This is a genomic window from Nitratidesulfovibrio vulgaris str. Hildenborough, from assembly GCF_000195755.1.
In the GTDB taxonomy this organism is placed as follows: domain Bacteria; phylum Desulfobacterota; class Desulfovibrionia; order Desulfovibrionales; family Desulfovibrionaceae; genus Nitratidesulfovibrio; species Nitratidesulfovibrio vulgaris.
Genome location: NC_002937.3, coordinates 3,471,397 through 3,495,175 on the forward strand (window position 1 = coordinate 3,471,397; position 23,779 = coordinate 3,495,175).

The window sequence follows — 23,779 nt, forward strand, 5'->3', positions numbered from 1 at the left end:
AAGGAGACACCATGAGCAGCATCACCGTCCGCAACCCCTTCGACCTCTCCACCGTCGGCGAAGTGCCCCTCATGTCCGAAGCAGAGGCCTTCGCCGCACTTGAGCGCGCCCATGCCCTGCATGGCGACCCGGCGCACCGCATCCCCGCCCATGAACGTCTCGCCATCCTCGAACGGCTGGCGACGCTCATGCGTACCCACGCCGAAGCACTTGTGCGCGATGCCGTCCGCGAAGGCGGCAAACCATGGGCCGACAGCGTGGTGGAGGTGGAACGCGCCATCGACGGCGTGCGCTGGGCCGCGCGTGAACTGGCACAACTCGGCGGACGCGAGGTGCCCATGGGCCTTACCCCGGCCTCGGCAGGGCGGCTGGCCTTCACGGTACGCGAACCACGCGGGGTGGTGCTTGCCATCAGCGCGTTCAACCACCCGGTGAACCTCATCGTGCATCAGGCGGTTCCCGCATTCGCGGCGGGTTGCCCCGTTCTGGTCAAGCCCGCGTCGGCGACACCACTTTCGTGTCGCAACGTGCTGCGCCTCATGCACGAGGCCGGAGTGCCCGAAGCATGGGCCACCATGCTGCCCTGCGCCGCCGCCACGGCGGAGAAGCTGGTCGCCGACCCGCGCGTGGCCTTTCTCTCGTTCATCGGGTCGTCGCGTGTGGGCTGGCACCTGCGCTCGAAGCTGGCCCCCGGTGCCACCTGCGCACTGGAACACGGCGGGGCCGCCCCCGTCGTGCTGGACGCCAGCGCCGACCTTGACGCCGCACTCCCCCTGTTGCTCAAAGGCGGTTTCTACCATGCAGGGCAGGTATGCGTTTCGGTGCAGCGTGTCTTCGCCCCGCACGAAACGGCGCGCACGTTCGCCGAACGCCTTGCCGCAGCGGCGGCGCAACTGCCCACCGGCGACCCCATGCGACACGACACCGCAGTGGGGCCGCTCATCGACCCGCGAGAGGTGTCGCGCGTCCATGAATGGGTCGAGGAGGCACGGGCAGGCGGAGGCACGGTGCTGTGCGGCGGTGCCCCCCTTTCGGAGACGCTATACTCCCCCACGGTGGTCTATGACCCGCCGCAGGGCTGTCGCCTTGCCCGCAACGAAGTGTTCGGCCCGGTGGTGGCGGTCTTCTCCACACGCGACCGCGACGAGGCCATCGCCCGCGCCAACGACGTGCCCTTCATCTTTCAGGCAGCGGTCTTCGCACGCGATGTGGATGTGGCCCTCGACACCGCGCGGCGGCTGAACGCCACCGGGGTCATGGTCAACGACCACACGGCCTTCCGTGTGGACTGGATGCCCTTCGGCGGGCGTGGGGAATCGGGCATGGGTACGGGCGGCATAGGCCCCGCCATGCACGAAATGACGACGGAGAAGCTCATCGTGCTGCGTTCACCCGCATGGGCATGACGGGATGCGACCACAACGGCTTGGGGGTATACAGCGACGGCATAAGAGGGCGCACACGAGAACAGGGTGCATGCAAGAACAGGCGGCGTCTGGCAGACGAGAAGGGCGACGAGACGGGGCAACGAATCTGCACCACGCGGTCATCACGCAACCCGATATGAGGCTGTCTGAGCTCAACGTGCAGCCCACAGCGTATCCGCTCACGGGCGCTTTCGCCTGCACACGCGGCAGCCGAAAGCCTCTCACAGCGAAACGCCCTCCCTGCGCGGAGGGAGGGCTGCCGCGGGCTACAGCCTGCTCACGTACAGGTACATCACGAGGAAATGGCAGAAACTTCCGGCCATGACGAACACGTGGAACAGCTCATGGAAGCCGAAATGCCGTGCCACGTTGGGCCAGCGGCTGGCATAGACCACGGCACCCACGGTGTAGAACAGGCCTCCCGCCAGCAGCCACCACAGCGCCCCGGCGGGCAGGCTCACCACCAGCGGGTACACGCCGACGATGACCATCCACCCCATGCCGAGGTACAACCCCGTCGACAGCCAGCGCGGCGCATGCAGCCAGAACACCTTCACGAAGATGCCAGCCAGCGCCAGCGCCCATACGCTGCCGAAGAGCGACCAGCCCCACGGCCCGCGTAACGGGATGAGGCATATGGGCGTATAGGTCGCCGCGATGTAGACGAAGATCATGCAATGGTCGATGCGCCGCCACAGCCGCACGCCCGCCTCGGAAAGCGGCAACCAGTGGTAGAGCGTACTCGCCGTGTAGAGCATGACCATGGCGGTGCCGAAGACCGCGAAGGTGACGATGTGCCACGGCATGGCGGGCGACGCCACGCGGGCAAGCAACAGCACGGCCCCCACCAGCGCAAGGACAGCGCCAAGACAGTGGGTCAGTCCATTGACGGGTTCCCTCAATCGTACAGCCACGGCTCCCCTCCCGTCGCTACAGGTGCAATGGGATACTACCCGAATGGATGGTCGGCGTCATCCCGTGAGAAGGCTCGATGTCCGCCCTCGATGCCAAGGGAGCATGGCAGCGACCACAGCTGACAGGCGGACGAAGGGGAACGCCAGCCAACGCCACGGAAGCCACACAGTTCGAACAGGGAGACCGCTCATGTCATGGACGCGCGATACCATCCAGACCATCGCCGAACACATCTCCACCCGAGCCCGAAAATGGATCAGGGTGCTGCATCTCTTGTCGGCAGGGCTGTGGATAGGGGGTACGGCGGCACTCACCTCCGTCATCTGCCTCTTCCACCCGCAGAGTCCTGCTGAACTGCTCGCCCAGAACCGCATCCTCATGACCATCGACTTCTTCATCATCGCACCGGGGGCGCTAGGCTGTCTTGCAAGCGGCATCCTCTACGCCCGCAGGACCCCGTACGGCTTTCTCAGATTCCGGTGGATCATCGCCAAATGGCTGGTGAACATCGGCTTCATCGTGTTCGGCGGGCTCGTGGTCGTGCCATGGCTTGAGCGGGGCATCGCCCGGAGTCTGGCCATACAGGACATCCCCACCGAGACGTGGAGCATCATCGGCATGCACCTGACCGTGAACACCCTGCAATGGGCCACCATCATCCTTGTGGTCATCATCTCGGTGTTCAAGCCGTGGGGCAGGACCCGCTTCGATGTCTAGCCTGCCCAGCGCCGGACGCGATACGGGCTACCTGTACATGGGCAGCACACCGAAGACGAAGAGCGTGTGGCACACGGCGGTGACGAGGCCGAAGGCCAGCAGTGCAGGCACCGTAAGGCTGCCGCCGCCGACACGGTAGCCCGGCGCGGGACGTGTGGCGCGACTCGCCCGCAGCATGAGTGCGGGAACGACCACCGACCACACCGTGGCGGCAAGCCCCGCCCAGCCGATGGCCAGCAGGAAGCCGTCAGGCCACAGCAGACCGCCCACGGTGGGAGGGCCGAAGGTGACCAGCGTGGTCTTCGTGCGTCCGGCGCGCGTGTCGTCGAAGCGGCACAGGTCGGCGATGTAGTCGAACAGGCCCAAGCCCGCCCCGAGAAACGACGTCGCCACCGCAAGCGCAGAGAAGGCTTCGAGCATCCGCAGGATGAACCCGCTGTTCAGGTTGGAACCTGCCGCACGCACGAGGTCGCCCACGTTGCCGCCTGCGGCGATGACATCCCTGAACTCCGCGCGGGGGATGGTGCCGTCGCACGCCACTATCCACAGCAGGTAGCAGACGAGGGCGATGCCCGTGCCCCCCACGAGACAGCGGTTGATGTCGGCGGGCCTGCGCCCGAAGTACTTCACGAGGCTGGGCACGCTGGCGTGGAAGCAGAACGAGGTGAGATAGGTCGAGAGGGCCCCCCACACGAAGAGGGCCGAACCGCCTTCGCCTCCGGCGTCGAAGAGTACGTCGGCGCGGATGTCCGAGAGCATCCCGGACATGGAGAGGATGAAGCTGACGACCATGCCACCCATCATGATGACGGACAGACGGTCGACGATCCATGTGCTCCACCACACACATGCCGCCAGCAGCAACGCGAAGGAGAGGCCCGCCGCCAGCTTCGAGGGTTCGTAGCCCGAGACCGCCAGCAGGGTGTGCCGCATGATGGAACCGCCCCCGCTGACGTAGGCGTAGACGAGGATGTACAGCACGAAAGCCACGGCCGCGCCGTTGATGACGCTCCAGCCGGGGCCGAGTGTCTCGCGGACGAGGGTGTGGAAGCTGGCCCCCGGTTCGAAATGCAGGTTCACCTCGAGCAGTGCCTGACTCGAAAGCAGCATGACCAGCCACGCCAGCAGCATGACCGCAAGCGACCAGCCGAACCACATGCCCGCCGAGATGGTGGGCAGGGCGAGCATGCCTGCGCCGATGGACGTACCGGCGATGATCATGGTGCCACCGAAGACTCCGGGGCGATGTGCCGCGTTCTGCCCGGGGCGATGAGCCGCGTTCTGCATGGATACTCCCTCGATAAATGAAAAGAGGAGCGCGCTATGCACTCCTCATTGTTGAACAGAGTCGTGTCGACGTTCCGTTGGACTTCGCCCCGCGACGACTCCGGGGCGGCTGACAGGAACGGGGGTTGTACCGTGCAACCCTCGCAGGGGCAAGCACGGCGCGAATCTCATGCAGAAGGCCACCCGCGCCGCCTCATGTCGCCGTGAAGCGCTTGCCGTACCCCGGCCAATGTCCGTTACCCCCTCAGGCGCGGCGGGTACGGCGTGCCGGGACTGGGCCACCCGTCTTGACCGGGACGGTACGCTTGCGCCTGCGTCCGAGAATGGCAAGAAGCGGACGCGCCTTGGCGAACAGCGTCTCCTCCACGGTCTCGTCGATCATGAGCGAATAGAGGTCTCGCCCCATATGACGCCGTACGCGCATCCCCATCTCGCGAAGGCGTGCCGCACAGTCTGCGACGCACAGCCCCGGCGACACCGGAGGTACATTCTGGTGCGCCCTGCCGACCGGTAGCGGACGGGCTCCATCAGCCTCCTGTCCGGCATGATGCGCAGCATGGTGTCCGGGGAGAGGCACGATGCCATCATCCCGGCTGCCGACCGAGGTCGCCGCAAGCAGCCGCGCTATGCCTGCCGCTGGCATACCCTGCGGCACCATCAGAACGTGCGCGTCCGTGCCGGACTCCACATCCATGCCGGAAGCGACCCCCAGAATGATGAGGTCTGCGCCAATCTCGCGCACGGTCCGGTCGACCACCACCGGAAGGTCGCCTTCACGGTAGAGACAGTCGAGGTCGAAACGGTAGCGCTCGGCAAGGAGCAAGGCCTCGGCAAGCAGGCTTGCGGCACGGCGACGTATGGGCGCACATCCCGTCGCGAACCCCACGCCCGGCTGCCGTTCAGCCCCGACGGCCAGTGCCGTCACCCTGCACTTGCGCCGTGACGCGAAGGCGAGGGCCTGCTCCAGTACCACCAGAGCATGGCCCCCGTCGACGAGAGGTACGAGGATGCGATCAAGCCTGACCATGCGCCCCGGCGACGCCGCCGGCACGTTCCGCGGCACGCCCCCTCCACATGGAACCGAGGATGATGACCGCCCCGATGAACAGCGCGAAGCACATGCACACGAAGCTGACCCGACCGAGGATGGTCAGTGTCGATGCCGACAGGTCCATAAGGCCCAGCTTCACGAGATAGCCCGGCAGGGCGATACAGCGGCTCACCGCCACGATGAGCATGATGGTGGCCATGACGACCTTGATCATGTGTTCGCGGACATAGGTGGTGCCGATGGCGCCAAGCTGCACGCCCAGCAGCGAACCGCCGAGGATGATGAGCACCAGACGGATGTCCACAAGCCCGTGCATGGCCCAGTTGATCGACCCCCCGAGACCCATGATGAACGCCACGACCAGTTCCGTGGCGGAAGCCATGATGCCGGGAACACCCAGAACATAGATCATGCCGGGAACGCCCACGAAACCGCCCACGGCGATGGTAGCGGCGAGCAACCCCGTGGCGAGGCCCACCGGAACGGTGAACCAGAATGAGATGCGTATGCCCGAGGTCTTGAACGTGACCATGGGCGGCAGTTCTATCTGTTGCAGGCGACGGGCCAGCGGGGGCGTTCCCTCGGGGATATGGCATCGCGCGCAACGAATCGCGTCCTGCATCACGTAGCCGCCCACGATGACGAGGACCGCCACGAACGACAGGCTCACATAGAGGTCCGAACCGGCCTGACCCCATGTCTGAAGCACCATCTGCTGGATGCGGATGCCGCCCTGTACCCCCACGGCCGCCGAGATGGCCATGTACAGGCCCAGCTTGAGGTCCACCTGCCCGTACTTGAAGCGCTTGATGGTGCCCACGAGGGCCTTGGGGAACTTGTGGCACATGTTGCTGGCCACAGCCACCGTACCGGGTACCCCAAGGCTCATCATGCCGGGCGTGAGCACGAACGCCCCCCCGGAACCGATGAAGCCGCTGACCAGACCGCCGATGAAGCCGACGATGAAGAGGAACGCCACCGAGGCGGCATTGAGTTCGATGAAGCGCGAAGGGTCGAGCGCGAGAATATCCATGCCGATGCTCCTGTCATGCCTTCACGGTGGCGCGTGCCGAAGGGCGTGCCACCGTGGTTTCTGCGGCCTTGCGGGCTTGCGGGCGCGCATTCACTCCGAGGACGCTCCACAGGTCGCTGGCGAACGTGCCATGGACGTACGAGAACGCGAACACCGTCGCTATGGGGCCTGCGGCCCACAACGACCCGCGGGCGAACATGGACGTGATGACTTCGGCGTGGGTGAACACCGCCGCATACATGGCGACGGTCAACAGACCGAAGACGGTCATGCGTCCCACGGGTTTACGGTCAGTCTTTGCAGCCATTGACTCTCTCCCTTGGTTTGCCCGCGCTGCGGGTCATGCCTACGGAGGGGCACAAGCCCTCCTAGTCGACCGTGAACAGGGCCAAAGGCATCCGGCCCTGCAATCGCAAGCCCTCTTCAGGCTCGCTCAAGACCATCTCCACACGTCCCAGCGACCGGGTCATGCGGGTGATGGCGTCTCCAATCTCCGCGAAACACACTTCGTGGCCTGCCGGCACCCCGCACGCCCGGGCGGCTTCCAGCCAGTAGCGGGCCGAAACCCCAGCCTGTGCGGTGTAGGCCTCTCGTGTGCTGTCCCCTGCCTCTGCCGGCCCTACGGTCAGGAAGGTCAGCGCGGCATCCATGCGACCCGCCAGCGAGATGGCGTACCCCGCAAGCCGCGCCGAAAAACCCGCGCCATGTCCCACGACCAGCAGGCGCTTGCGCCCCTGTCCCTCGCGGCGCATGACCGCCCCGGCAAGCAGCATCTCCCCCGCCTCGGCAAGGGCGATGGCCTCCGCGTAGTCGGCCAGACGCTCTTCGATGGCGTTGACGCGTCCTGCGCGTACGCCGTCGGGCACGTCACGGGCGCCTCGACGCAACAATGAAAACCACTTCGGTCTCATCCCTGACTCCTGAAATCCCATCAGACGCGCTGCCGGGGTGCAGGACGGGAGGTCACCGTCTTGCCTGCCACCGGGGTCGGGCGCCGGTCTTGCCGGGTTTCAAGCGAACGGACGAGATAGGCGGCCTCCGTCTTCTGGTCACGTTCTGCGAAAGCCACCGCGGCGAAGAGCGTCTCAACGGAATGGCGGATGGTTCCCATTTTGCTTCTCCCGGCTTCATGTTTTTTGTGAGAGCCATAACAAGCCCCGTGCCAAGCGCGATTCCGATCACAACCATTCAAAATGATGAGACATTCACTGCACGGATCTCCACAGCGCAAAAAGCCTCGTGTTGCGATATGCAACACGAGGCCACTTCAAAGGCACAATACTACTTGCTTTTCACAAGGTTAGGCTGAAAAATACACACATGCTGCATAATGCAACACCAGAGCAGGATGCAGCAGACGGCAACACCGGGCATGGAGGTAGCGAACGGCATGATCTTCTTCAGGAAACTCATCGAACCCGGCTGCGCCCCGGAAGAGACAGCGGAAGACCCTACCACGCTTCGGGGCAAGGTCGCCGCAGCGAAACTCCCCGAAGACGCGCAGCGGGCCGCAGAGGCCGAAATCGCGCGCATGGAGAAGACCGACCCCTCGGTCGCCGAATATGCCATCGCCCTCGGCTACGTGGAGTGCCTGCTGTCACTGCCATGGTCGGACATGGCCCCCGCGTCGTTCGACCTCCATGGCGCCGCCCGCGTCTTCGACGCGAGTCATGCGGGACTGGGACAGGTTCGCGAACGGGTGCTGGAGCATCTCGCCGCCCACGCCCTCGGGGCATCACGCCCCTTCTCGCTGCTGGTGGTGGATGACGAACCCATAGCGCGGGCGAACCTCGAACTCGTCCTGCGGCGCGAGGGGCACCATGTCGAGGTTGCCGCCAACGGGGAGGAGGCGTTGCGACGTTTCGACGGGCAGGAGTTCGACCTCGTCGTCTCCGACCTCAAGATGGACACCATGGACGGCCAGCAACTGCTCGAGGCGATACGCGAACGGTCGCCCGAGACGCAGTGCATCATCGTCACCGGATTCGCCACCGTCGACAGTGCCGTCCGGGCCATGCGCTCGGGTGCCGTGCACTATCTCACCAAGCCCATCGACCTTGACGACCTGCGCGCTGCCGTGGCCGACGTGCTGCGCGGCCGCCGGGCACGCTACCGGATGCGCGCCCCCCTGCTGTGCTTCGTGGGCCCGCCCGGCGTGGGCAAGACATCGGTGGGGCAGGCCATCGCCAAGGCCATGAACCGCCCCTTCGTGCGCCTGTCGCTGGCCGACCTGCGCGACGAGGCCGAACTGCGCGGACACCGGCGCACCTACGCGGGCGCCATGCCCGGGCGCATCATGCAGGCCCTGCGCACGGCCGGAGTGCGCAACCCCGTCTTCATGCTCGACGAGATGGACAAGATGGGGCAGGACGCCCGTAGCGACCCCGCCATGGCCCTTCTCGAACTGCTCGACCCCGAGCAGAACGACCGTTTCCTCGACCGCTACGTGGACCTTCCCTTCGACCTTTCGGAGGTCATGTTCATCGCCACGGCCAACGACACCTCGCGTATGCGCGGACCACTGCTCGACAGGCTCGAGGTGGTGCCCTTCGCCGGGTACTCCGAAGACGAGAAGGCCGACATCGCCTCACGCTTCCTGCTGCCGCGCCAACTGCGCGAGCACGGGCTCGTGCACCCGCGCCCCGTGGTCGCGGACGAGGCCCTGCGCCGCATCGTACGTGACTATACCGACGAGGCGGGCGTGCGCGGGCTCGAGCGTGAACTGGCCCGACTGTGCCGCAAACTCGCACGCCTGCACATGGAGGGGCACGCCCCACTCCCCGCCGGACTGGACGCGGAGCAGGTCACCGCGCTTCTCGGCCCCGCCCGCTACAACCACGACAGGACGGGCGGCGGGCAGCACACGGGCCGAGCCACCGGGCTTGTCTGGTCGGAGAAGGGCGGCGAGGTCATCTTCGTGGAGGTCTCGACCATGGGGGGCTCGGGCCAGCTCATCCTCACCGGTTCGCTGGGTGACGTACTCAAGGAATCGGCCCGCATCGCCCTGAGCCACCTGCGCAGCACCCCCGACGTGTTCGGCCTGCGCGCCGTCCCGTTCGACAGGCTCGACATCCACATCCACATCCCGGCGGGCGACGTGGCCAAGGACGGCCCCTCTGCGGGGGTGACCATCGCCGCCGCGCTGGTCTCGCGCCTTGCGGGCAGACCCGCCCGCGCCGATGTGGCCCTCTCGGGCGAACTATCGCTGGGCGGCAGCCTGCTGCCCGTGAGCGGCATCCGCGAGAAAGTCCTCGCCGCGGCGCGCGGCGGCGCGCGCACCGTCATCCTGCCCCGGGCCAACGCCCCTGACGTGGCCAACCTGCGAGCCACGGTTCAACGCCTGCCGCGCATCGAACTGGTCGGCAGCGTTTCAGATGCGCTCGAAATCGTCCTTGCCCCTGCCGCGCAGCCCGCGACAAAGGGAGGCCTCGACGCATGAGACCTCCCCTTTTCGGCACGCTCCGCGCCAACCTCCGGCAGCTTGTGATGGCGGGCATCGCCCTCTCCATTCTCGGCATCAGCGTACTTGGCGGCATGTCATACTCCTACCTGCTGCAACTGGATGACGCGCTTGGTCTTGCCGAGGTGGTAGACGACCTCAGCAGCGACATCCTCGAGATACGCCGATATGAGAAGAACTACCTTCTCTACGTCATGGAGGAGGACTACACCGAGAACCTCGCCTTCATCGAACGCGCCCTCGGCGTCACGAACGTCATCCTGCCCCCCGACGGCACGGGGATGCTTGGCACCGACGAACAGGGCAGGCACGCCATCGTCGCCCTGCGCCAGCAACTGCACGGCTACCGCGCCACCATCACGCGGCTGGAACAGCTGCGGCGGCAAGGCGACAACCGGCAGGCAGACTCGCTGCTCAACGACCTGCGCGAAGAGGGGAAGCGCCTCGTGGAGGGCGCACGGCAAATCGCAGCCTACCAGCGGTCGCGCATCCTCGGCATGGTCTCGAAGCTCAAGCAGCAGCTGCTCATCTCCATCCTCGGCTTTCTCGCCGTGGCCGTGTTCTTCTCATGGCTGGTGGGACGCAGGCTTCTGGGGGCCTTCACCCTCATCGAGAACGCCACCCGGGGCATCGTGCAGGGCGACTTCAAGCCGTTGCCCCTTCCGGACAGCCGCGACGAGTCACGCAGCGTCGTCAAGGCACTCAATCACATGATCGAGGAACTGGAGAACCGCCAGAACCAGCTCGTCCAGGAGAAGAAGCTCGCCTCGCTGGGGGTGCTCACGTCCGGCATAGCGCACCAGCTGAACAACCCCCTCAACAACATCTCCACCTCGTGCCAGATACTGCAGGAGGACATCGGTTCGGGCGACGCCGAACTCCACGCGCGCATGTTGCGGAACATCCATCAGGAGGTGCTGCGCTCGCGCGACATCGTGAAGGGACTGCTCGAATTCGCGCGCGAGAAGGACTTCTCGCTCGTGCCACAACGACTGGCCGATGTGGTGGAAAGGGCCGTGTCGCTGGTCTCCAGCGAAGTGCCCGCAGGGGTGACGCTCTCCGCCAGCGTACCTCCCGACATGGTGGTGCCCCTCGACGCACAGCACATGCAGGAGGCGCTCATCAACCTGCTCATCAACGCCATACAGGCCATTCCCGCGCCCCCCGGCACCATCACCGTCTCGGCCACGCGCGTGCCCGGACGCGACATGGTGGCGCTGCGCGTCGAGGACACGGGTACGGGCATCCCGCCGGAACACCTCGGCCGCATCTTCGACCCCTTCTTCACGCTCAAGGCCGTGGGCAAGGGCACGGGGCTTGGTCTCTCCATCGTCTTCGGGGTGGTCAAGAAGCACGGCGGACGGGTGACCGTCGAAAGCGAACCGGGCAAGGGCACCGCGTTCATCATCCATCTTCACGATAACGACGCCGCCGGAAGGGGAATGCACACATGACGCACCGCATCCTTGTGGTCGACGACGAGGCCATCGCCCGCGACAACCTCGCTATCCTCCTTCGCAAGCGCAAGTACGAGGTCGACACCGCAGCCAACGGCGAAGAGGCCATGCGCGCCCTCGCCGGGGCCGACTACGACCTCGTGCTCACCGACCTCATGATGGACGACATGGACGGCATGGCCCTGCTGCGGCACATCAGGCAGCACCACGCCGACACCGAGGTCATCATGATCACCGGATACGCCACGGTGGAGACGGCTGTCCTTGCCATGCAGGAGGGAGCCTATCACTACCTCGCCAAGCCCTACCGCATCGAAGAGGCGCGGGCACTGGTCCAGAAGGCGCTGGAGAAGCGGGCGCTGAATCAGGAGGTGCATCGCCTGCGAGAGCAATTGCGCGAACGCTCGCTCCCGGTGCCCATTCTCGGCAGCGCACCGTGCATCGTCGAACTCAAGCGGCTCATCGCCAAGGTGGCCCCTGCAGAGGCGTCGGTGCTCATCCTCGGCGAGACCGGTACAGGCAAGGAGCTTGCCGCGAGGATGGTGCACCTCTTCAGCCGTCGTTCCGACAGGCGCTTTCTGGCCATCAACTGCGGGGCGTTCAATGACGCGCTGCTCGAAAGCGAACTCTTCGGCCACGAGCAAGGAGCCTTCTCGGGGGCGGCGCGCCTCAAGAAAGGGCTGTTCGAGGCGGCGGAGGGCGGAACCCTCTTTCTCGACGAAGTGGGCGAGATGTCACTCGCCATGCAGGTGAAGCTGCTGCGCACGCTGCAGGAGAGGAGCATCCGACGGGTGGGGGGCACTGTGGACATTCCGGTGGACGTGCGCCTTGTGGCGGCCACCAACCGCGACCTCAAGCGCGAGGCCGAGGCGGGCACCTTCCGGGCCGACCTCTTCTACCGCCTGAACGTCGTCTCACTGCGTATGCCGCCGCTTTCGGAACGCCGTGCGGACATCCCCCTGCTGGCGCGGTACTTCACCGAGAAGAGCGCCCGGGACATGCAGGTCGCCCCCCCCGCCATCGGACAGGATGCCCTCGACGCGCTGGCCCGCTACCCGTTTCCCGGCAACGTCAGGGAGTTGCAGAACATCATGGAGCGGGCCGTGGTGCTGTGCAGCGACGGCGTCATCAAGGCGGGGCATCTGCCGCCCGACCTGTTCGAAGCCCCCGACCACGTGATGCGCGGGGACGAACGCAAGGCACTGACCCTTGATGACAACGAGAGGGACCACATCATGTGGATGCTCGAACATGCGGGGGGCAACCGCACGCTGGCGGCACGGCTTCTGGGCATCGACCGGGCCTCGTTGTGGCGGAAGCTCAAACGGTTCGGCGTGGAGGCGGGGTAGCACCCCGGCGCCGCAACAGCCGCCGCCCGGACGCAGCGCGGCCCACGGGATGCGGGGCCTTCGCCGGTAACCCGTGCCAGCCCTGCACCCCTCCTTCCCCATTCCTGCCGGGTACGACCGGGCGTGGCAGCCAGAGTGAACCCCAAGGGGGCGATACTCGCCCCTTGCCTCCCGGGTCCACTGGCACCTTCCCTCGTACAGGGCAGGGGGTATGCAGGGAGTCAAGGCTATGGGCCATGGGGGCGGCGTGGCAGCACCTTCGCCCTTGCAGCGACAGGACCTGCCCGCAACGGGGAAGGGCAAGGGGCGACGCCACGAGACAGCCCCTTGCAGAAGCGAAGGCAAAGAAAGTTTTTTTCTGCCATGGAAACGGCACACCGGCATGACCGCATGAAAAAAGCACCTGCCGCTTTTACGCTGCAAGTGCTTGTTTCCATTAGTGGTGGGCAATGCAAGATTCGAACTTGCGGCCTTTGGCTCCGGAGGCCAACGCTCTATCCATCTGAGCTAATTGCCCTGAACCGCCTCTTTTAGCTCTTGCCAAGTTCCACTGTCAAGCACATACTCTGTTCCGTCGCGTTCGCGAGGTCATTCCTGCCGTTCCGCACATCCTTTCCGACAAGATTGCAAAAACCGCCCCCGGAAGGTCCCCTTTTCGCTGGCGCGTCGTACACATTTTTGCTAATAAAGGCCCTGCAACGGCTCATATGCTCCCGACGGGAGTCCGGCCCGGCGCAGCGGACATGCACAGGAGACTCCCATGCAACGTTTCGTCTTCGCCGTCTCCGGCGCCAGCGGCATGCCGCTGGCCGTGACGCTGCTTCGGGCCATGGCCACCATCCCGAACGTGGAGACGCATCTCGTGGTCTCGGACGCGGCGCGTCAGGTGCTGCATCACGAATCATCCCTCGACCTGCCAGACCTCGCCGCCCATGCCCACACGGTGCATTCGTGTGACGACTTCGCGGCAGGCCCCGCCAGCGGTTCGTGGCGGCACAGCGGCATGGTGGTATGTCCCTGTTCGATGGCGACGCTAGCCGCCATCGCGCACGGCACAGGTACCAACCTCATCCACCGCGCGGCAGACGTCACCCTCAAGGAACGCAGGCCGCTGGTGCTGGTGGCCCGGGAGACGCCCCTTTCACGGGTGCATCTGGCCAACATGCTTGCCGCGACCGAAGCGGGCGCCACGGTGATGCCACCATGCCCCGGTTTCTACGGCAAGCCGCTGTCCGTACAGGACGTGCTCGACCACCTTGCCGGACGGGTGCTCGACCAGCTGGGGCTTCCGCATCATCTGGGGCATCGCTGGCAAGGCGGATAACTCCGGTACGGCATCCCCCCGACCCGATGGACCACCCCACGGGTATCGCGTCACAGGCCCGGGAACGGCGTTCGCGCCATCCTCCAACCCCCTTTCGGAGCAAGTCATGCAGACCCGCATCACATGGCACGGTCATTCGAACTTCCAGGTCGCCTCCGGTGGCACCAACGTGCTCATCGACCCGTTCTTCGACGGCAACCCCGTCGCCGCAGCGCGATGGGACGCCATCGACCGGCCCGACCTCGTTCTCGTGACACACGACCATGGCGACCATGTGGGTCAGGCCATCGACATCTGCAAGGCCACGGGGGCGAAACTGGGCTGTGTGGTCGGCACGGATGCCCGCCTCGTCGAGGCGGGGCTGCCGCGTGAACTGGTGCTGAACGGCATCGGCTTCAACATCGGCGGCACGGTGGAATGCGCCGGAGCGCGCATCACCATGACACAGGCGTACCACTCTTCGGAGTCGGGCGTTCCGGTAGGCTACATCGTGACCATGCCGGACGGATTCACCTTCTACCATGCGGGCGACACGGGCATCTTCTCGGAGATGGAGCTATGGGGCCGCCTGTATGCCATCGACCTCGCCCTGTTGCCCATAGGCGGGGTGTTCACCATGGACCCGCGTCAGGCCGCACTCGCGTGCAGCCTCTTGCGTGCACGGTCCGTGATTCCCATGCACTGGGGAACGTTCCCCGTGCTGGAGCAGAACACCACGCGCTTCAGGGAGCAACTTGCGAACCACGCTCCGGACTGCCGACTGTTCAACATGACGCCAGGCGAGAGCCTGACTCTCGACAGAAGCCAGGAAGGGTGCGCCTGCTAGGGCGTACCGTGTGCGTCGGGCCTCGAACGTCATGCCGAATGGAAAGGCGGACGAAGTCTGGTTCGTGTATCTGCTGCGATGTGCCGACGGCACGCTGTACTGCGGCGTGACCAACAACATCGAAAGACGTCTCACGCAGCACCATCGGGGCAGGGGAGCGCGCTACACCCGCGGCCGCGCTCCATTCATCCTGCTCGGACATGCGCCCTTCCCCGGCAGGGGAGAGGCGCAGCGGGTTGAGTATCGCATCAAACGGCAACCGACCGACCAGAAGCTCGCCTGCCTCGCCACCATCGGCGGGGATGCGTTCGTGGCCGGGGCGCTGCAATCCGCGCCAGCGGAAGGAATCACATGGAATCCGTAGAATCGTTCAAGGACCTCCCCCTCGAAGAGGAACTGCTCAAGGCCATCGAAGAACTCGGCTTCACCGAGCCCTCGCCCATCCAGTCCATCGCCATCCCCCGCCTGCTTGAAGGCCGCGACGTGATAGGTCAGGCCCAGACCGGCACCGGCAAGACCGCCGCCTTCGGTCTGCCCCTGCTTCAGCGCATCGACGCCGCCGACCGCTCGGTACAGGCCCTCGTGCTCTGTCCCACCCGTGAACTGGCCCTGCAGGTGGCCAATGGCCTCACCGCCCTCGCCAAGCATCTGCGCGGGGTACGCATCCTCTCCGTGTACGGCGGCCAGCCCATCGAACCGCAGGCCTCCGCCCTGCGCCGTGGCGCACAGGTCGTCGTGGGTACGCCCGGGCGCATCCTCGACCATATCAACCGCGGCACCCTGCAACTCGGCGTCGTGCGCATGACCGTGCTCGACGAAGCCGACGAAATGCTCGACATGGGCTTTCGCGAGGACATCGAACGCATCCTCAGCGAAATGCCCGAATGGGTGCAGTCTGCGTTCTTCTCCGCCACCATGCCCGACGGCATCCTCGAACTCGCCCGCCGCTTCCTGCGCGAACCCGAGTTGCTGCGCGTGACGCGCCGCCAGCTTACCGTCGCCAATACGGAACAGGCATGGTTCGAAGTGCGGCCCTTCCGCCGCGTGGACGCCGTATGCCGAATTTTCGACGCCTACATTCCGCGCAAGGCCATCGTCTTCCGCGCCACCAAGCAGGGCGTCGATGAACTGGCCGCCGCACTCCAGCAGCGCGGCATCCTCGCCGACGCCCTGCACGGCGACCTCAACCAGACCCAGCGCGAACGTGTCATGTCCCGCTTCCGCGCCGGGGGCATCTCCGTGCTGGTCGCCACCGACGTGGCAGCCCGTGGTCTGGACGTTGACGACGTGGACACCGTCATCAACTTCGACCTGCCCAACGACCCCGAGACCTACGTGCACCGCATAGGCCGCACTGGCCGTGCAGGCCGCACCGGCAGGGCCTTCTCGTTCGCCGCAGGTCGCGACGTGTACAAGTTGCGCGACATCCAGCGCGTGACCGGGTCGCGCATCGACCGCCGCGCCATGCCCACCGCCGCCGACGCCTCCCGCGCCCGCACCGGGCAGTTGCTTGAGGAAGTCGCCGCCGGGCTTGCCAGCGCCGAGACCTCGGCCTGCCTGCCTGTGGTGGAGAAGCTCATCGCCGAAGGCGCCGACCCGACCCAGCTTGCCGCCACGCTGCTGCGCATGATCATGCAGCGCGACCGCATCGACCTGCCGGGTGCCCGCCAGACCGATGACATCGGCACCGGGCGCGTGCGCCTGTTCTTCAACGTGGGGCGCCGTATGCGCATCACCCCGCGTGACCTCGTGGGCGCCATCGCCGGTGAGACGGGCATCTCCGGCCGTTCCATCGGTTCCATCGAAATCCACGACCGCTTCTCGTTCGTGGAAGTGGATGCCTCCATCGCCCCCGAAGTGGTGTCGGTGATGCACGGCAACCAGATTCGCGGCTTCCGCCTCGCCGTGGAACAGGCAAGCCCCCGTGAGGGTCAGGACCGCGCCGCTTAAGCACGCCGCCTGCATCCTCCCGCCTGACAAGTAGAAAGAAAGCCCGACCCCCTGACGAAACTCAGATGGGGTCGGGCTTTTCCATTGAGGGCAGCCAGCCACCACCGCTGCAGCATCTCAGACCGCAAGCACGTAGCTATTCCCCCTTGAGAAATGGATGGAGCATGACTCCTGTCCATGTTTCGGTCAGCCAATCATGCCCGGATTGAGGTGATGCTGGCGAATCTGCTGCAAAAACGAGCCTTTTAGCTTCAATGCCGCCGTCCATGTACGACCTGTGTTCGGACGATGCCTGAACCAGTCTACTCTCGCGTCGCCATCCGCATTGGATTCACTCTTGCCCCACCCCTGTCCTGGCACCAACTGTTAACGAGAGAGTAGACTGGCTATCATCCTTCGTGCACGCAGTGGAGGTGTTCAGATAACCCGTGGACTGATGATAGAGCAGACAGAGTTCCTGATGACACCTGATTGAACCATTAGGCTGGAGGAGGTCGTCGTGAAGTCATTGCCCATCGTATGGCAGCGCCTGGTCGATCCAGAAGGCAACACGTGCGGCCGCTGCGGGAACACACACGAAAGCGTGTTGGCGGCTGTAGAGGCGTTGAAGGAGATTCTGAAACCATTGGATGTGGCACCGATTCTTGAGACCAGAGAAATCGACAGCGAATCATTCAGGGTAGACCCTTCGCAATCGAACCGGATATGGATTGCCGGTAAGCCCATCGAAGAGTGGCTTGATGCCAAGGTTTCAAGTAGCTGCTGTGACACAGTATGCGAGGGTGCCCATTGCCGGACTCTAGAAATCGGTGACCGGACCTTCGAGGTCATCCCGCCGGGCATGGTCATCAAGGCAGCGCTCATCGCAGCGTCGAAGATGGTCGACTCCGCGAAGCGTGCTGGAGGTTGCGCATGTGATACCGGCTGTTGCACACATAGACACTCGCCCTTCTGATTCCGTCGTTCCATAGTCGGTGCCGCGCCCTCACCCTTCCATCCCGAAGGGCCGCACCGCGTCGAGAAAGGCCCGTAACAGCGCGTCGTCGCGCCCCTTGCGCCACGCGAGGTCGAGCCTGATGTCCGGCAAGGGCCCGATAATCGTCCGGTAGGCGACGCCTTCGCGCGGTTCGCGGCGCGTCGCGCCGGGGACGATGGCGACACCTGTACCCGCCGCCACCAGTGCCTTCTGTGTGCCGATGGAGACGGCCTCCTGACCGATGCGCGGCGAGAAGCCCACGCTACGGCACGCCTCGATGATGGCATCATACGCCGCCGGAAAGACCGGACGCGGATACATGACCAGCGGCACGTCCCGCAGGTCGGCGAGGTTCACGCTGTCGCGCCCCGCCAGCGGATGGCGTTCAGGCAGGGCGAGGATGTAGCTGTCGTGCAGGAAGGGTTCGGTGGTGAGGTCGTCGGGCGTCTCCCCGAGGTTGCGGAAGAGCCCCACATCAAGCCTGCCCTCTGCGATGGCGCGGCGCTGCACCAGTGTACCGCTTTCGCGCAACTCCAGCCTCACGGCAGGGTGCCTCTCCCGGAATGCCGCCACACCCGCCGGAAAGCGCGTGGATACGGCGCTGCCTACAAAGCCCACACGCAACCTGCCACGCTCGCCCTGCGCCACACCGCGCACCCTGTCCACAGCCTCTTCAAGCCCCCGCAATACGCCGCGCACGTCTTCAAGGAACGCCTCGCCCTCGGGGGTGAGGAGCACCCTCCGGCTGGTGCGGTCGAAAAGCCGCGCCCCGAGTTCTTCTTCGAGGGCGCGTATCTGCTGGCTGAGAGGGGGTTGCGAGACATGCACCCTGCGTGCGGCCCGCCCGAAATGCAGTTCCTCGGCGAGCGCCACGAAATAGCGGAGTTGACGGAGTTCCATATTGATATGTCCTGCGAATCGATTCGTTGAAAAGTTCGAATTGGACATATCACCGGTGCGGGCATAGCGTCCACCCAGCAACGGATAAGGAGCTTGACCGTGAAAGCAGCCGCGCTTCCCCCAAGGCACTCCCGCAGCCAGTCAGCCATTTTCCCGATGGTCGGCAGGCTGGTCTGGGCGGTACTCGCGGGCCTGCTGGTCGATCCATCTAGGGCCGGGGCGATCGGCGCCCCGGCGCTCCTGCCTGCCTCACGGCAGCTGCCGGGAGACGGCTGGCCCGACATGACGCAAGAGCCCAGCACAGCCATGACGGTGCAGCAAGAAAACCGGCCCCGGACGTGACGGCATCGCCGTCCATCACATGACATAGCCCGCCCACGGGCACGACGACACCGCCTGTCCCGTGCCTGTATATCGAAACGGCCTCCCATACCCTGCCGGGTGGGAGGCCGTTCGACATTGCTCATGCGACAGATGACAGTTCTCGATATGGAGCGCCGCCCCTGCCTGATGGCGACCGCCCGTTCAGGCTGCCGCCATCAGCGAGATGCACTTCCGCACCTCATCTATCCGGGCGTGTACCGTTGCGGCGTTGCCTGTCCGTCAGACTGGCTGACCGCAATGGCGCGCCCCCAGTGGAAGCTGCGTTCGCACCACCTGCCGTGACGCCGCTACAGCAGCGGGAGGTCCCAGTTGAACGTGCTGGCGCGGCGCGCCTCGGGCAGGTTCTTGGGCGGGTATTCGTCGATGCGCACGCCGAAGGCATAGCCCGCTGCATCCAGTTCAGCCCTACGGGCGCTGATGTCCAGCGGCCAGCCGGGGTATATCCACGTGTTCTGACCGTAGCGACGAGCCCAGAACACCTCGCCCTTGGGGCTGGAGAACGGTTCGCCGGGCTTCACGCCCTCAAGCTGATGCCGCGCGATGCCCATGGGCCAGAAGCCGGAAAGCACCACACCCAGCGGCAGGCAGCTTTCTTTGGGCAGGGCGAGCAGGTCTTCGCCCGCAAGTTCGGGGCTGACGATGGCGGCGGAGAAGCCGTGCTCGCGCAGGCATGCCAGCGCCGCCGCGTTGCCGATGTTGCAGAATGGCCCGGCGATGAAGTCCAGGTCGTCACGCTCCGGGAAAAGGCCGAGCTGCCACGGCGCATTGAGCACGAAGTGCCGCGCACCGTTGCGTAGCGCCTGCACCACCATGCGCCGGTGGGCGTCCTCCTCGTCGGGCCAGATGACCGGCGAAAGCCACCATGCCATACGCCCGAACACCGTGCGCGAGACCTCCTGCACCGACTTGGGCGACAGCCACAGCCCGGTGACGACGCCACGCGAACCGCGCGTCTCCATGCCATGGGGGACGGAACTGCGCAGCACCATGTCTGGGCGCTTGCGTCCGCGTACTGGGGCGGGCAGCTTCGGTTCGAAGTCCACGGCTGTGGCCTTGCGCCCGTGGCACTTGGCGAGGCGGTTCTGCCATTCGCGCAGGATGTGCATCATCTCCGGCTCGCGGCGGTCGATGAGGAACACGGGCGTGCCCGCCTTGGGCGTCTTGTGGCGGGGCATCCGCAAGGTGAACGAACCGGCCTTGGGGATGCGGCGCGGTACGGGCTGCGTGGCATGCCACGGTTCATCTTCATAGCCGATGCGCAGGTAGTCCTGCGGCAGCAGTTCGATGCGCGGCTTGAAGTAGACCGTGCCTTCCTTGTCGTGCTGAATCTTGCCGACGAGAAGACCGGAACTGGTCTGCTCGTCGAAGGCGGTGGGGCCCTTCGAGCGTTGCGGCAGGAACCCGGCATGGGTTCCCGGACGGCCCAGCGCCATCTTCAGGATGCGTTCGGCATCCTTCCGCACCTGCGGGTCGTCGGGGTTGTCACGCAACATGCGGTAGGCGGTGACCACATGGAAGACGTAATGCGGCCCCTTCTTGCGGCCTTCTATCTTCCACGAAGAGAGATTGGGCACGTCGAGCAACGTCTTGGACAGCACGTCCAGCGACAGGTCGAGGCATGAGAAGTAGCGGCCCTCGCGCCCCTTCTGGCGGTAGACGCGGCGGCACGGCTGCACGCAGCGCCCGCGCAGGCCGCTCTTGCCGCCCATGTAGCTCGACCAGTAGCAGCGGCCCGAGACGCAGTAGCACAGCGCCCCGTGCACGAAGAGTTCGAGGTCGAGCCCTTCGGGGCAGGCTTCGCCCATGCTCCGCACCTCGTCGATGTTCAGTTCGCGCGGCAGGATGACGCGGTCGGCCCCGAAGGCCTTGGCGGCGCGCAGCCCGTCGGCGTGGGTGACGTTGGCGAGGGTGGAGAAGTGCAACTCACCCTTGAACCCCGCCTGACGCGCCACCTCGGCCACACCGAGGTCTTGCAGGATGAGGGCGTCGGGCATCACGTCGCGGGCGAGGCGGGCGATGAGGCGTCCGGCGGCGTCGGGGTCGCCGGGCTTGAGCATGGTGTTGAGCGCCACGTAGACACGGCGGTCGTGGGTATGGGCCAGTTCGACGAGGCGCGAGAGCTCGGTGAGGCCGAAGTTGTCGGCCTGCATACGGGCGGAGAAGTGCTTGAGACCGAGATATACGGCGTCGGCGCCTGCGGCGATGGCGGCGAGAAAGGCGGAGGTGTCGCCCGCGGGGGCGAGGATCTCTGGCTTGCGATGCATGGCGGAATGGTCCGGGGTGGCGGCAAGGGGCCGCGTTCGGGTGGCGTCGCGCCGGACGGCGCGCCGATGACATATAAATATAGCTCGCGCCGGGAGCAAGCGCAAACACCACGCCACAACGCTCCGGCGGACGATGCGGCACCACCGGGAACCGCCGGAACGGGGGAAATCGCCCCGTGCTACGGGATTGACCGCAAAGCGCCGTGGCACTACATACTTGGACAGGCGATATATGTTCGCGCCATGGCACTGACGGCTGCCCCCGACGTCACATCGCAAGAATGACTTCGGGGTGCATGTCCGTGCCCCTGCCGCACCGTATACGCAGTCCATCATCACAGAATGCGGCCCGCAGACACCTGCCCGCCAAGGAAAGCAACATGCACACCTCCGCCTGCACCGAACTCAAGGTGCTCGACCTCGTGCCCTTCGGCCTCACTTCGGGCGAGGCGCGCTTCTATGCCCTGCGCCTCGAACGGCCAGACTGGGGCACATGGGCCCCCGGCCAGTTTGTCATGCTGCGCCCCGCAGGATGGGCCCTCGACATGCTATGGGCACGTCCCTTCTCCATCTGCCGCGTCAGCCGCCGAGACCTCGTCATCTTCTTTCAGGTCGTCGGGCGGGGTACGCGCCGCCTCGCCGAATTGCATGCCGGAGACACCGTGCACGTGTGGGGACCGCTGGGCAACAGCTTCGCCGTCGAACCCGACACCCCCACGCTGCTGCTTGCCGGCGGCATCGGCATCGCCCCGTTCATCGGCTACGTCCACGAACACCCCAAGCCGTGGAACGTATGGATGGACTTCGGGCACCGCATGCCGCTGGGCTGCTACCCCTTCGACAGCATCAGCGACCGCATCATGGCCGATACGCACATGGAGGAATGCCCCGAAGACCTTCAGAAGTTCATCGACCTTCTGGGCTCCCGCATGGCCGAATTCGCCGAGAAACAGGGGCTGGTCCTCGCCTGCGGACCGACGCCCTTCCTGAAGACGGTGCGCGACCTCGCCCTGCATCACGGCGTACGGACGCAACTGTCGCTCGAGACGCGCATGGCCTGCGGCGTGGGCGCGTGCCTCGGCTGCGTGTGCCGTACCACCGAGAAGTGGCCCGACCCGGCCAAGGCCGAAGGGCGTGTGCAGACCTGCACCAGCGGCCCCATCTTCTGGGCCGACCAGATAACCTTCGACGAGGCGTAGGAGCGCGTATGGACCTCTCCGTCACCATCCCCGGCGGGTTGCACCCCCTCGCCCTGCGAAACCCCGTTCTCACGGCCTCCGGCACCTTCGGCTATGGTGTCGAGTTCGAACCCTACGGCGACCTCACCGCCCTCGGCGGCATCGTGGTCAAGGGCCTCTCGCTGAAGCCGCGCCTCGGCAACCCCATGCCCCGCGTGGCAGAGACCCCCTGTGGCATGCTCAACGCCGTGGGCCTGCAGAATGACGGGGTGGAGTGCTTCATCAACGAGAAGCTGCCCCGTCTGCCGTGGCGCGAACTGCCCGTCATCGCCAACATCTACGCCTGCGACCCCGGCAAATTCGGCGAACTGGCAGCCGTACTGGCAGCCGAAGAGGGCGTGGCCGCCCTCGAGGTCAACATCTCGTGCCCCAACGTGAAAGAGGGCGGCATCCTCTTCGGGCAGGACGCCCGTCAGGCCGCCCGCGTCACCGAGGCGGTGAAGATGCGCGCCGGGGCCAAGCCCGTCATCGTCAAGCTTTCGCCCAACGTCACCGACATCGTGACCATGGCGCGCGCCGTGGAGGATGCCGGGGCCGACATGCTGTCGTGCATCAACACGCTGTCGGGCATGGGCGTAGACATCCGCACCCGCAGGCCGCTGCTGGCCAACGTCATCGGGGGCCTCTCGGGGCCCGCCATCAAGCCCGTGGCGCTGCGCTGCGTCTGGCAGGTCTCGCGGGCCGTCTCCATTCCGGTCATCGGCATCGGGGGCATCGCCTCCGCCGAAGACGTGCTGGAGTTCATCCTCGTCGGCGCCCACGCCGTGCAGGTGGGTACGGCCAACTTCATGCGGCCCGACTTCGCCTTCCGGCTGGTGGATGAGCTGAACGAGTTGTGCGACCGCATGGGCATTACCGACTGGGACGCCTTCAGGGGTTCACTCAAAGCCTGATCAGTTGTCCACGGGATGGCGGCAGCCATCTTGTGGAATGTCTGCAACCCCAAGGGGTGGAAGCGGCATACACCGCTTTCGCCCCTTTTGCATTGATGATGCGACTCGGCGATGCACCGCCACGGCGACTGCGGACATGTGCGCACCCTGAAATAAAATGTGGCGCACCATCAAATGGCAGCGTCACACCCTCTCCATGCTCTCCACCACGACATCATCGACGTGCCCCTTGCGGACTGCATCCACACACCCGGCATACAGGGCCCTGACCATGCTTTTCTCACGCAGCACCGTCACATATCGAAGCTCCCTCTTGATTTGCCACGGC

21 protein-coding genes and 1 tRNA gene are annotated in these 23,779 nt (G+C 65.7%); 12 read left to right on the top strand and 10 right to left on the bottom strand.

Features of this window, described 5'->3' with window-relative positions; all coding sequences use genetic code 11:
* The first annotated feature begins 11 nt into the window (after positions 1-11).
* Positions 12-1,406, top strand: a complete 1,395-nt coding sequence (locus DVU_RS15485) for an aldehyde dehydrogenase family protein (RefSeq protein ID WP_010940551.1) — start codon at positions 12-14, stop codon at positions 1,404-1,406.
* 287 nt (positions 1,407-1,693) lie between these two features.
* Here DVU_RS15485 and trhA read toward each other — a convergent pair whose 3' ends face one another.
* Positions 1,694-2,341, bottom strand: coding sequence for a PAQR family membrane homeostasis protein TrhA (gene trhA / locus DVU_RS15490; RefSeq protein WP_010940552.1), 648 nt, complete (start codon positions 2,339-2,341; stop codon positions 1,694-1,696).
* Between the two features lie 190 nt (positions 2,342-2,531).
* On the opposite strand from trhA, the gene DVU_RS15495 reads away from it, so the two are divergent.
* Positions 2,532-3,059: a hypothetical protein gene (locus DVU_RS15495; protein ID WP_010940553.1), complete on the top strand. Its 528-nt coding sequence runs from the start codon at positions 2,532-2,534 to the stop codon at positions 3,057-3,059.
* A 27-nt stretch (positions 3,060-3,086) separates the two neighbouring features.
* On the opposite strand, the gene DVU_RS15500 is transcribed toward DVU_RS15495, so the two are convergent.
* The 6 genes from DVU_RS15500 to DVU_RS15525 all read right to left on the bottom strand — a co-directional run bounded on the left by DVU_RS15500 (position 3,087) and on the right by DVU_RS15525 (position 7,541).
* On the bottom strand, positions 3,087-4,346 hold the full coding sequence (locus DVU_RS15500; RefSeq protein WP_010940554.1) for an aromatic amino acid transporter: 1,260 nt from the start codon (positions 4,344-4,346) through the stop codon (positions 3,087-3,089).
* A 244-nt stretch (positions 4,347-4,590) separates the two neighbouring features.
* Positions 4,591-5,409 (bottom strand): universal stress protein, encoded by an 819-nt coding sequence (locus tag DVU_RS15505; RefSeq protein ID WP_014524640.1) that lies wholly within the window; start codon positions 5,407-5,409, stop codon positions 4,591-4,593.
* Positions 5,360-6,430 carry a sulfite exporter TauE/SafE family protein gene (locus tag DVU_RS15510; RefSeq protein ID WP_010940556.1) on the bottom strand — a complete coding sequence of 357 codons (1,071 nt, stop codon included), beginning with the start codon at positions 6,428-6,430 and terminating at the stop codon, positions 5,360-5,362. The genes DVU_RS15505 and DVU_RS15510 overlap by 50 nt, the downstream gene beginning before the upstream one ends.
* Positions 6,431-6,443: 13 nt before the next feature.
* On the bottom strand, positions 6,444-6,737 hold the full coding sequence (locus DVU_RS15515; protein ID WP_010940557.1) for a hypothetical protein: 294 nt from the start codon (positions 6,735-6,737) through the stop codon (positions 6,444-6,446).
* Between the two features lie 61 nt (positions 6,738-6,798).
* Entirely contained in the window at positions 6,799-7,341 is a 543-nt protein-coding gene (locus tag DVU_RS15520) for a hypothetical protein (protein ID WP_010940558.1), read from the bottom strand.
* 20 nt (positions 7,342-7,361) lie between these two features.
* Complete coding sequence (locus DVU_RS15525) at positions 7,362-7,541, bottom strand: hypothetical protein (protein WP_014524641.1); 180 nt, start codon at positions 7,539-7,541, stop codon at positions 7,362-7,364.
* 279 nt (positions 7,542-7,820) lie between these two features.
* Here DVU_RS15525 and DVU_RS15530 point away from each other — a divergent pair, with 279 nt between their 5' ends.
* The 3 genes from DVU_RS15530 to DVU_RS15540 are packed head-to-tail and all read left to right on the top strand — an operon-like array spanning position 7,821 to position 12,696.
* On the top strand, positions 7,821-9,869 hold the full coding sequence (locus tag DVU_RS15530) for a S16 family serine protease (RefSeq protein ID WP_014524642.1): 2,049 nt from the start codon (positions 7,821-7,823) through the stop codon (positions 9,867-9,869).
* Positions 9,866-11,344, top strand: a complete 1,479-nt coding sequence (locus DVU_RS15535) for an ATP-binding protein (protein ID WP_014524643.1) — start codon at positions 9,866-9,868, stop codon at positions 11,342-11,344. The genes DVU_RS15530 and DVU_RS15535 overlap by 4 nt, the downstream gene beginning before the upstream one ends.
* Entirely contained in the window at positions 11,341-12,696 is a 1,356-nt protein-coding gene (locus tag DVU_RS15540; protein WP_010940561.1) for a sigma-54-dependent transcriptional regulator, read from the top strand. The genes DVU_RS15535 and DVU_RS15540 overlap by 4 nt, the downstream gene beginning before the upstream one ends.
* A gap of 440 nt (positions 12,697-13,136) precedes the next feature.
* On the opposite strand, the gene DVU_RS15545 is transcribed toward DVU_RS15540, so the two are convergent.
* Positions 13,137-13,213: transfer RNA gene (locus tag DVU_RS15545), tRNA-Arg, on the bottom strand.
* A 243-nt stretch (positions 13,214-13,456) separates the two neighbouring features.
* Here DVU_RS15545 and DVU_RS15550 point away from each other — a divergent pair.
* The 5 genes from DVU_RS15550 (at position 13,457) to DVU_RS15570 (ending at position 17,751) form a co-directional block, all read left to right on the top strand.
* Entirely contained in the window at positions 13,457-14,020 is a 564-nt protein-coding gene (locus DVU_RS15550; protein ID WP_010940563.1) for a UbiX family flavin prenyltransferase, read from the top strand.
* Positions 14,021-14,126: 106 nt separating this feature from the next.
* Positions 14,127-14,846, top strand: a complete 720-nt coding sequence (locus DVU_RS15555; RefSeq protein WP_010940564.1) for a metal-dependent hydrolase — start codon at positions 14,127-14,129, stop codon at positions 14,844-14,846.
* Between the two features lie 31 nt (positions 14,847-14,877).
* Positions 14,878-15,210: a GIY-YIG nuclease family protein gene (locus tag DVU_RS15560; protein WP_010940565.1), complete on the top strand. Its 333-nt coding sequence runs from the start codon at positions 14,878-14,880 to the stop codon at positions 15,208-15,210.
* Positions 15,198-16,796: a DEAD/DEAH box helicase gene (locus DVU_RS15565; RefSeq protein ID WP_010940566.1), complete on the top strand. Its 1,599-nt coding sequence runs from the start codon at positions 15,198-15,200 to the stop codon at positions 16,794-16,796. Before DVU_RS15560 ends, DVU_RS15565 begins: the two co-directional genes overlap by 13 nt.
* A gap of 499 nt (positions 16,797-17,295) precedes the next feature.
* Complete coding sequence (locus DVU_RS15570; RefSeq protein ID WP_010940568.1) at positions 17,296-17,751, top strand: DUF2703 domain-containing protein; 456 nt, start codon at positions 17,296-17,298, stop codon at positions 17,749-17,751.
* Between the two features lie 30 nt (positions 17,752-17,781).
* Here the strand turns inward: DVU_RS15570 and DVU_RS15575 are convergent, their stop codons facing one another.
* Both DVU_RS15575 and DVU_RS15580 read right to left on the bottom strand, forming a co-directional pair.
* Positions 17,782-18,672, bottom strand: coding sequence for a LysR family transcriptional regulator (locus DVU_RS15575; RefSeq protein ID WP_010940569.1), 891 nt, complete (start codon positions 18,670-18,672; stop codon positions 17,782-17,784).
* 671 nt (positions 18,673-19,343) lie between these two features.
* On the bottom strand, positions 19,344-21,320 hold the full coding sequence (locus DVU_RS15580) for a peptidase U32 family protein (RefSeq protein ID WP_010940570.1): 1,977 nt from the start codon (positions 21,318-21,320) through the stop codon (positions 19,344-19,346).
* Positions 21,321-21,700: 380 nt separating this feature from the next.
* Between DVU_RS15580 and DVU_RS15585 the strand changes: the two genes are divergently transcribed.
* Positions 21,701-22,519, top strand: a complete 819-nt coding sequence (locus tag DVU_RS15585; RefSeq protein ID WP_010940571.1) for a dihydroorotate dehydrogenase electron transfer subunit — start codon at positions 21,701-21,703, stop codon at positions 22,517-22,519.
* Between the two features lie 8 nt (positions 22,520-22,527).
* Positions 22,528-23,451, top strand: coding sequence for a dihydroorotate dehydrogenase (locus DVU_RS15590; protein WP_010940572.1), 924 nt, complete (start codon positions 22,528-22,530; stop codon positions 23,449-23,451).
* Positions 23,452-23,779 lie beyond the last annotated feature (328 nt).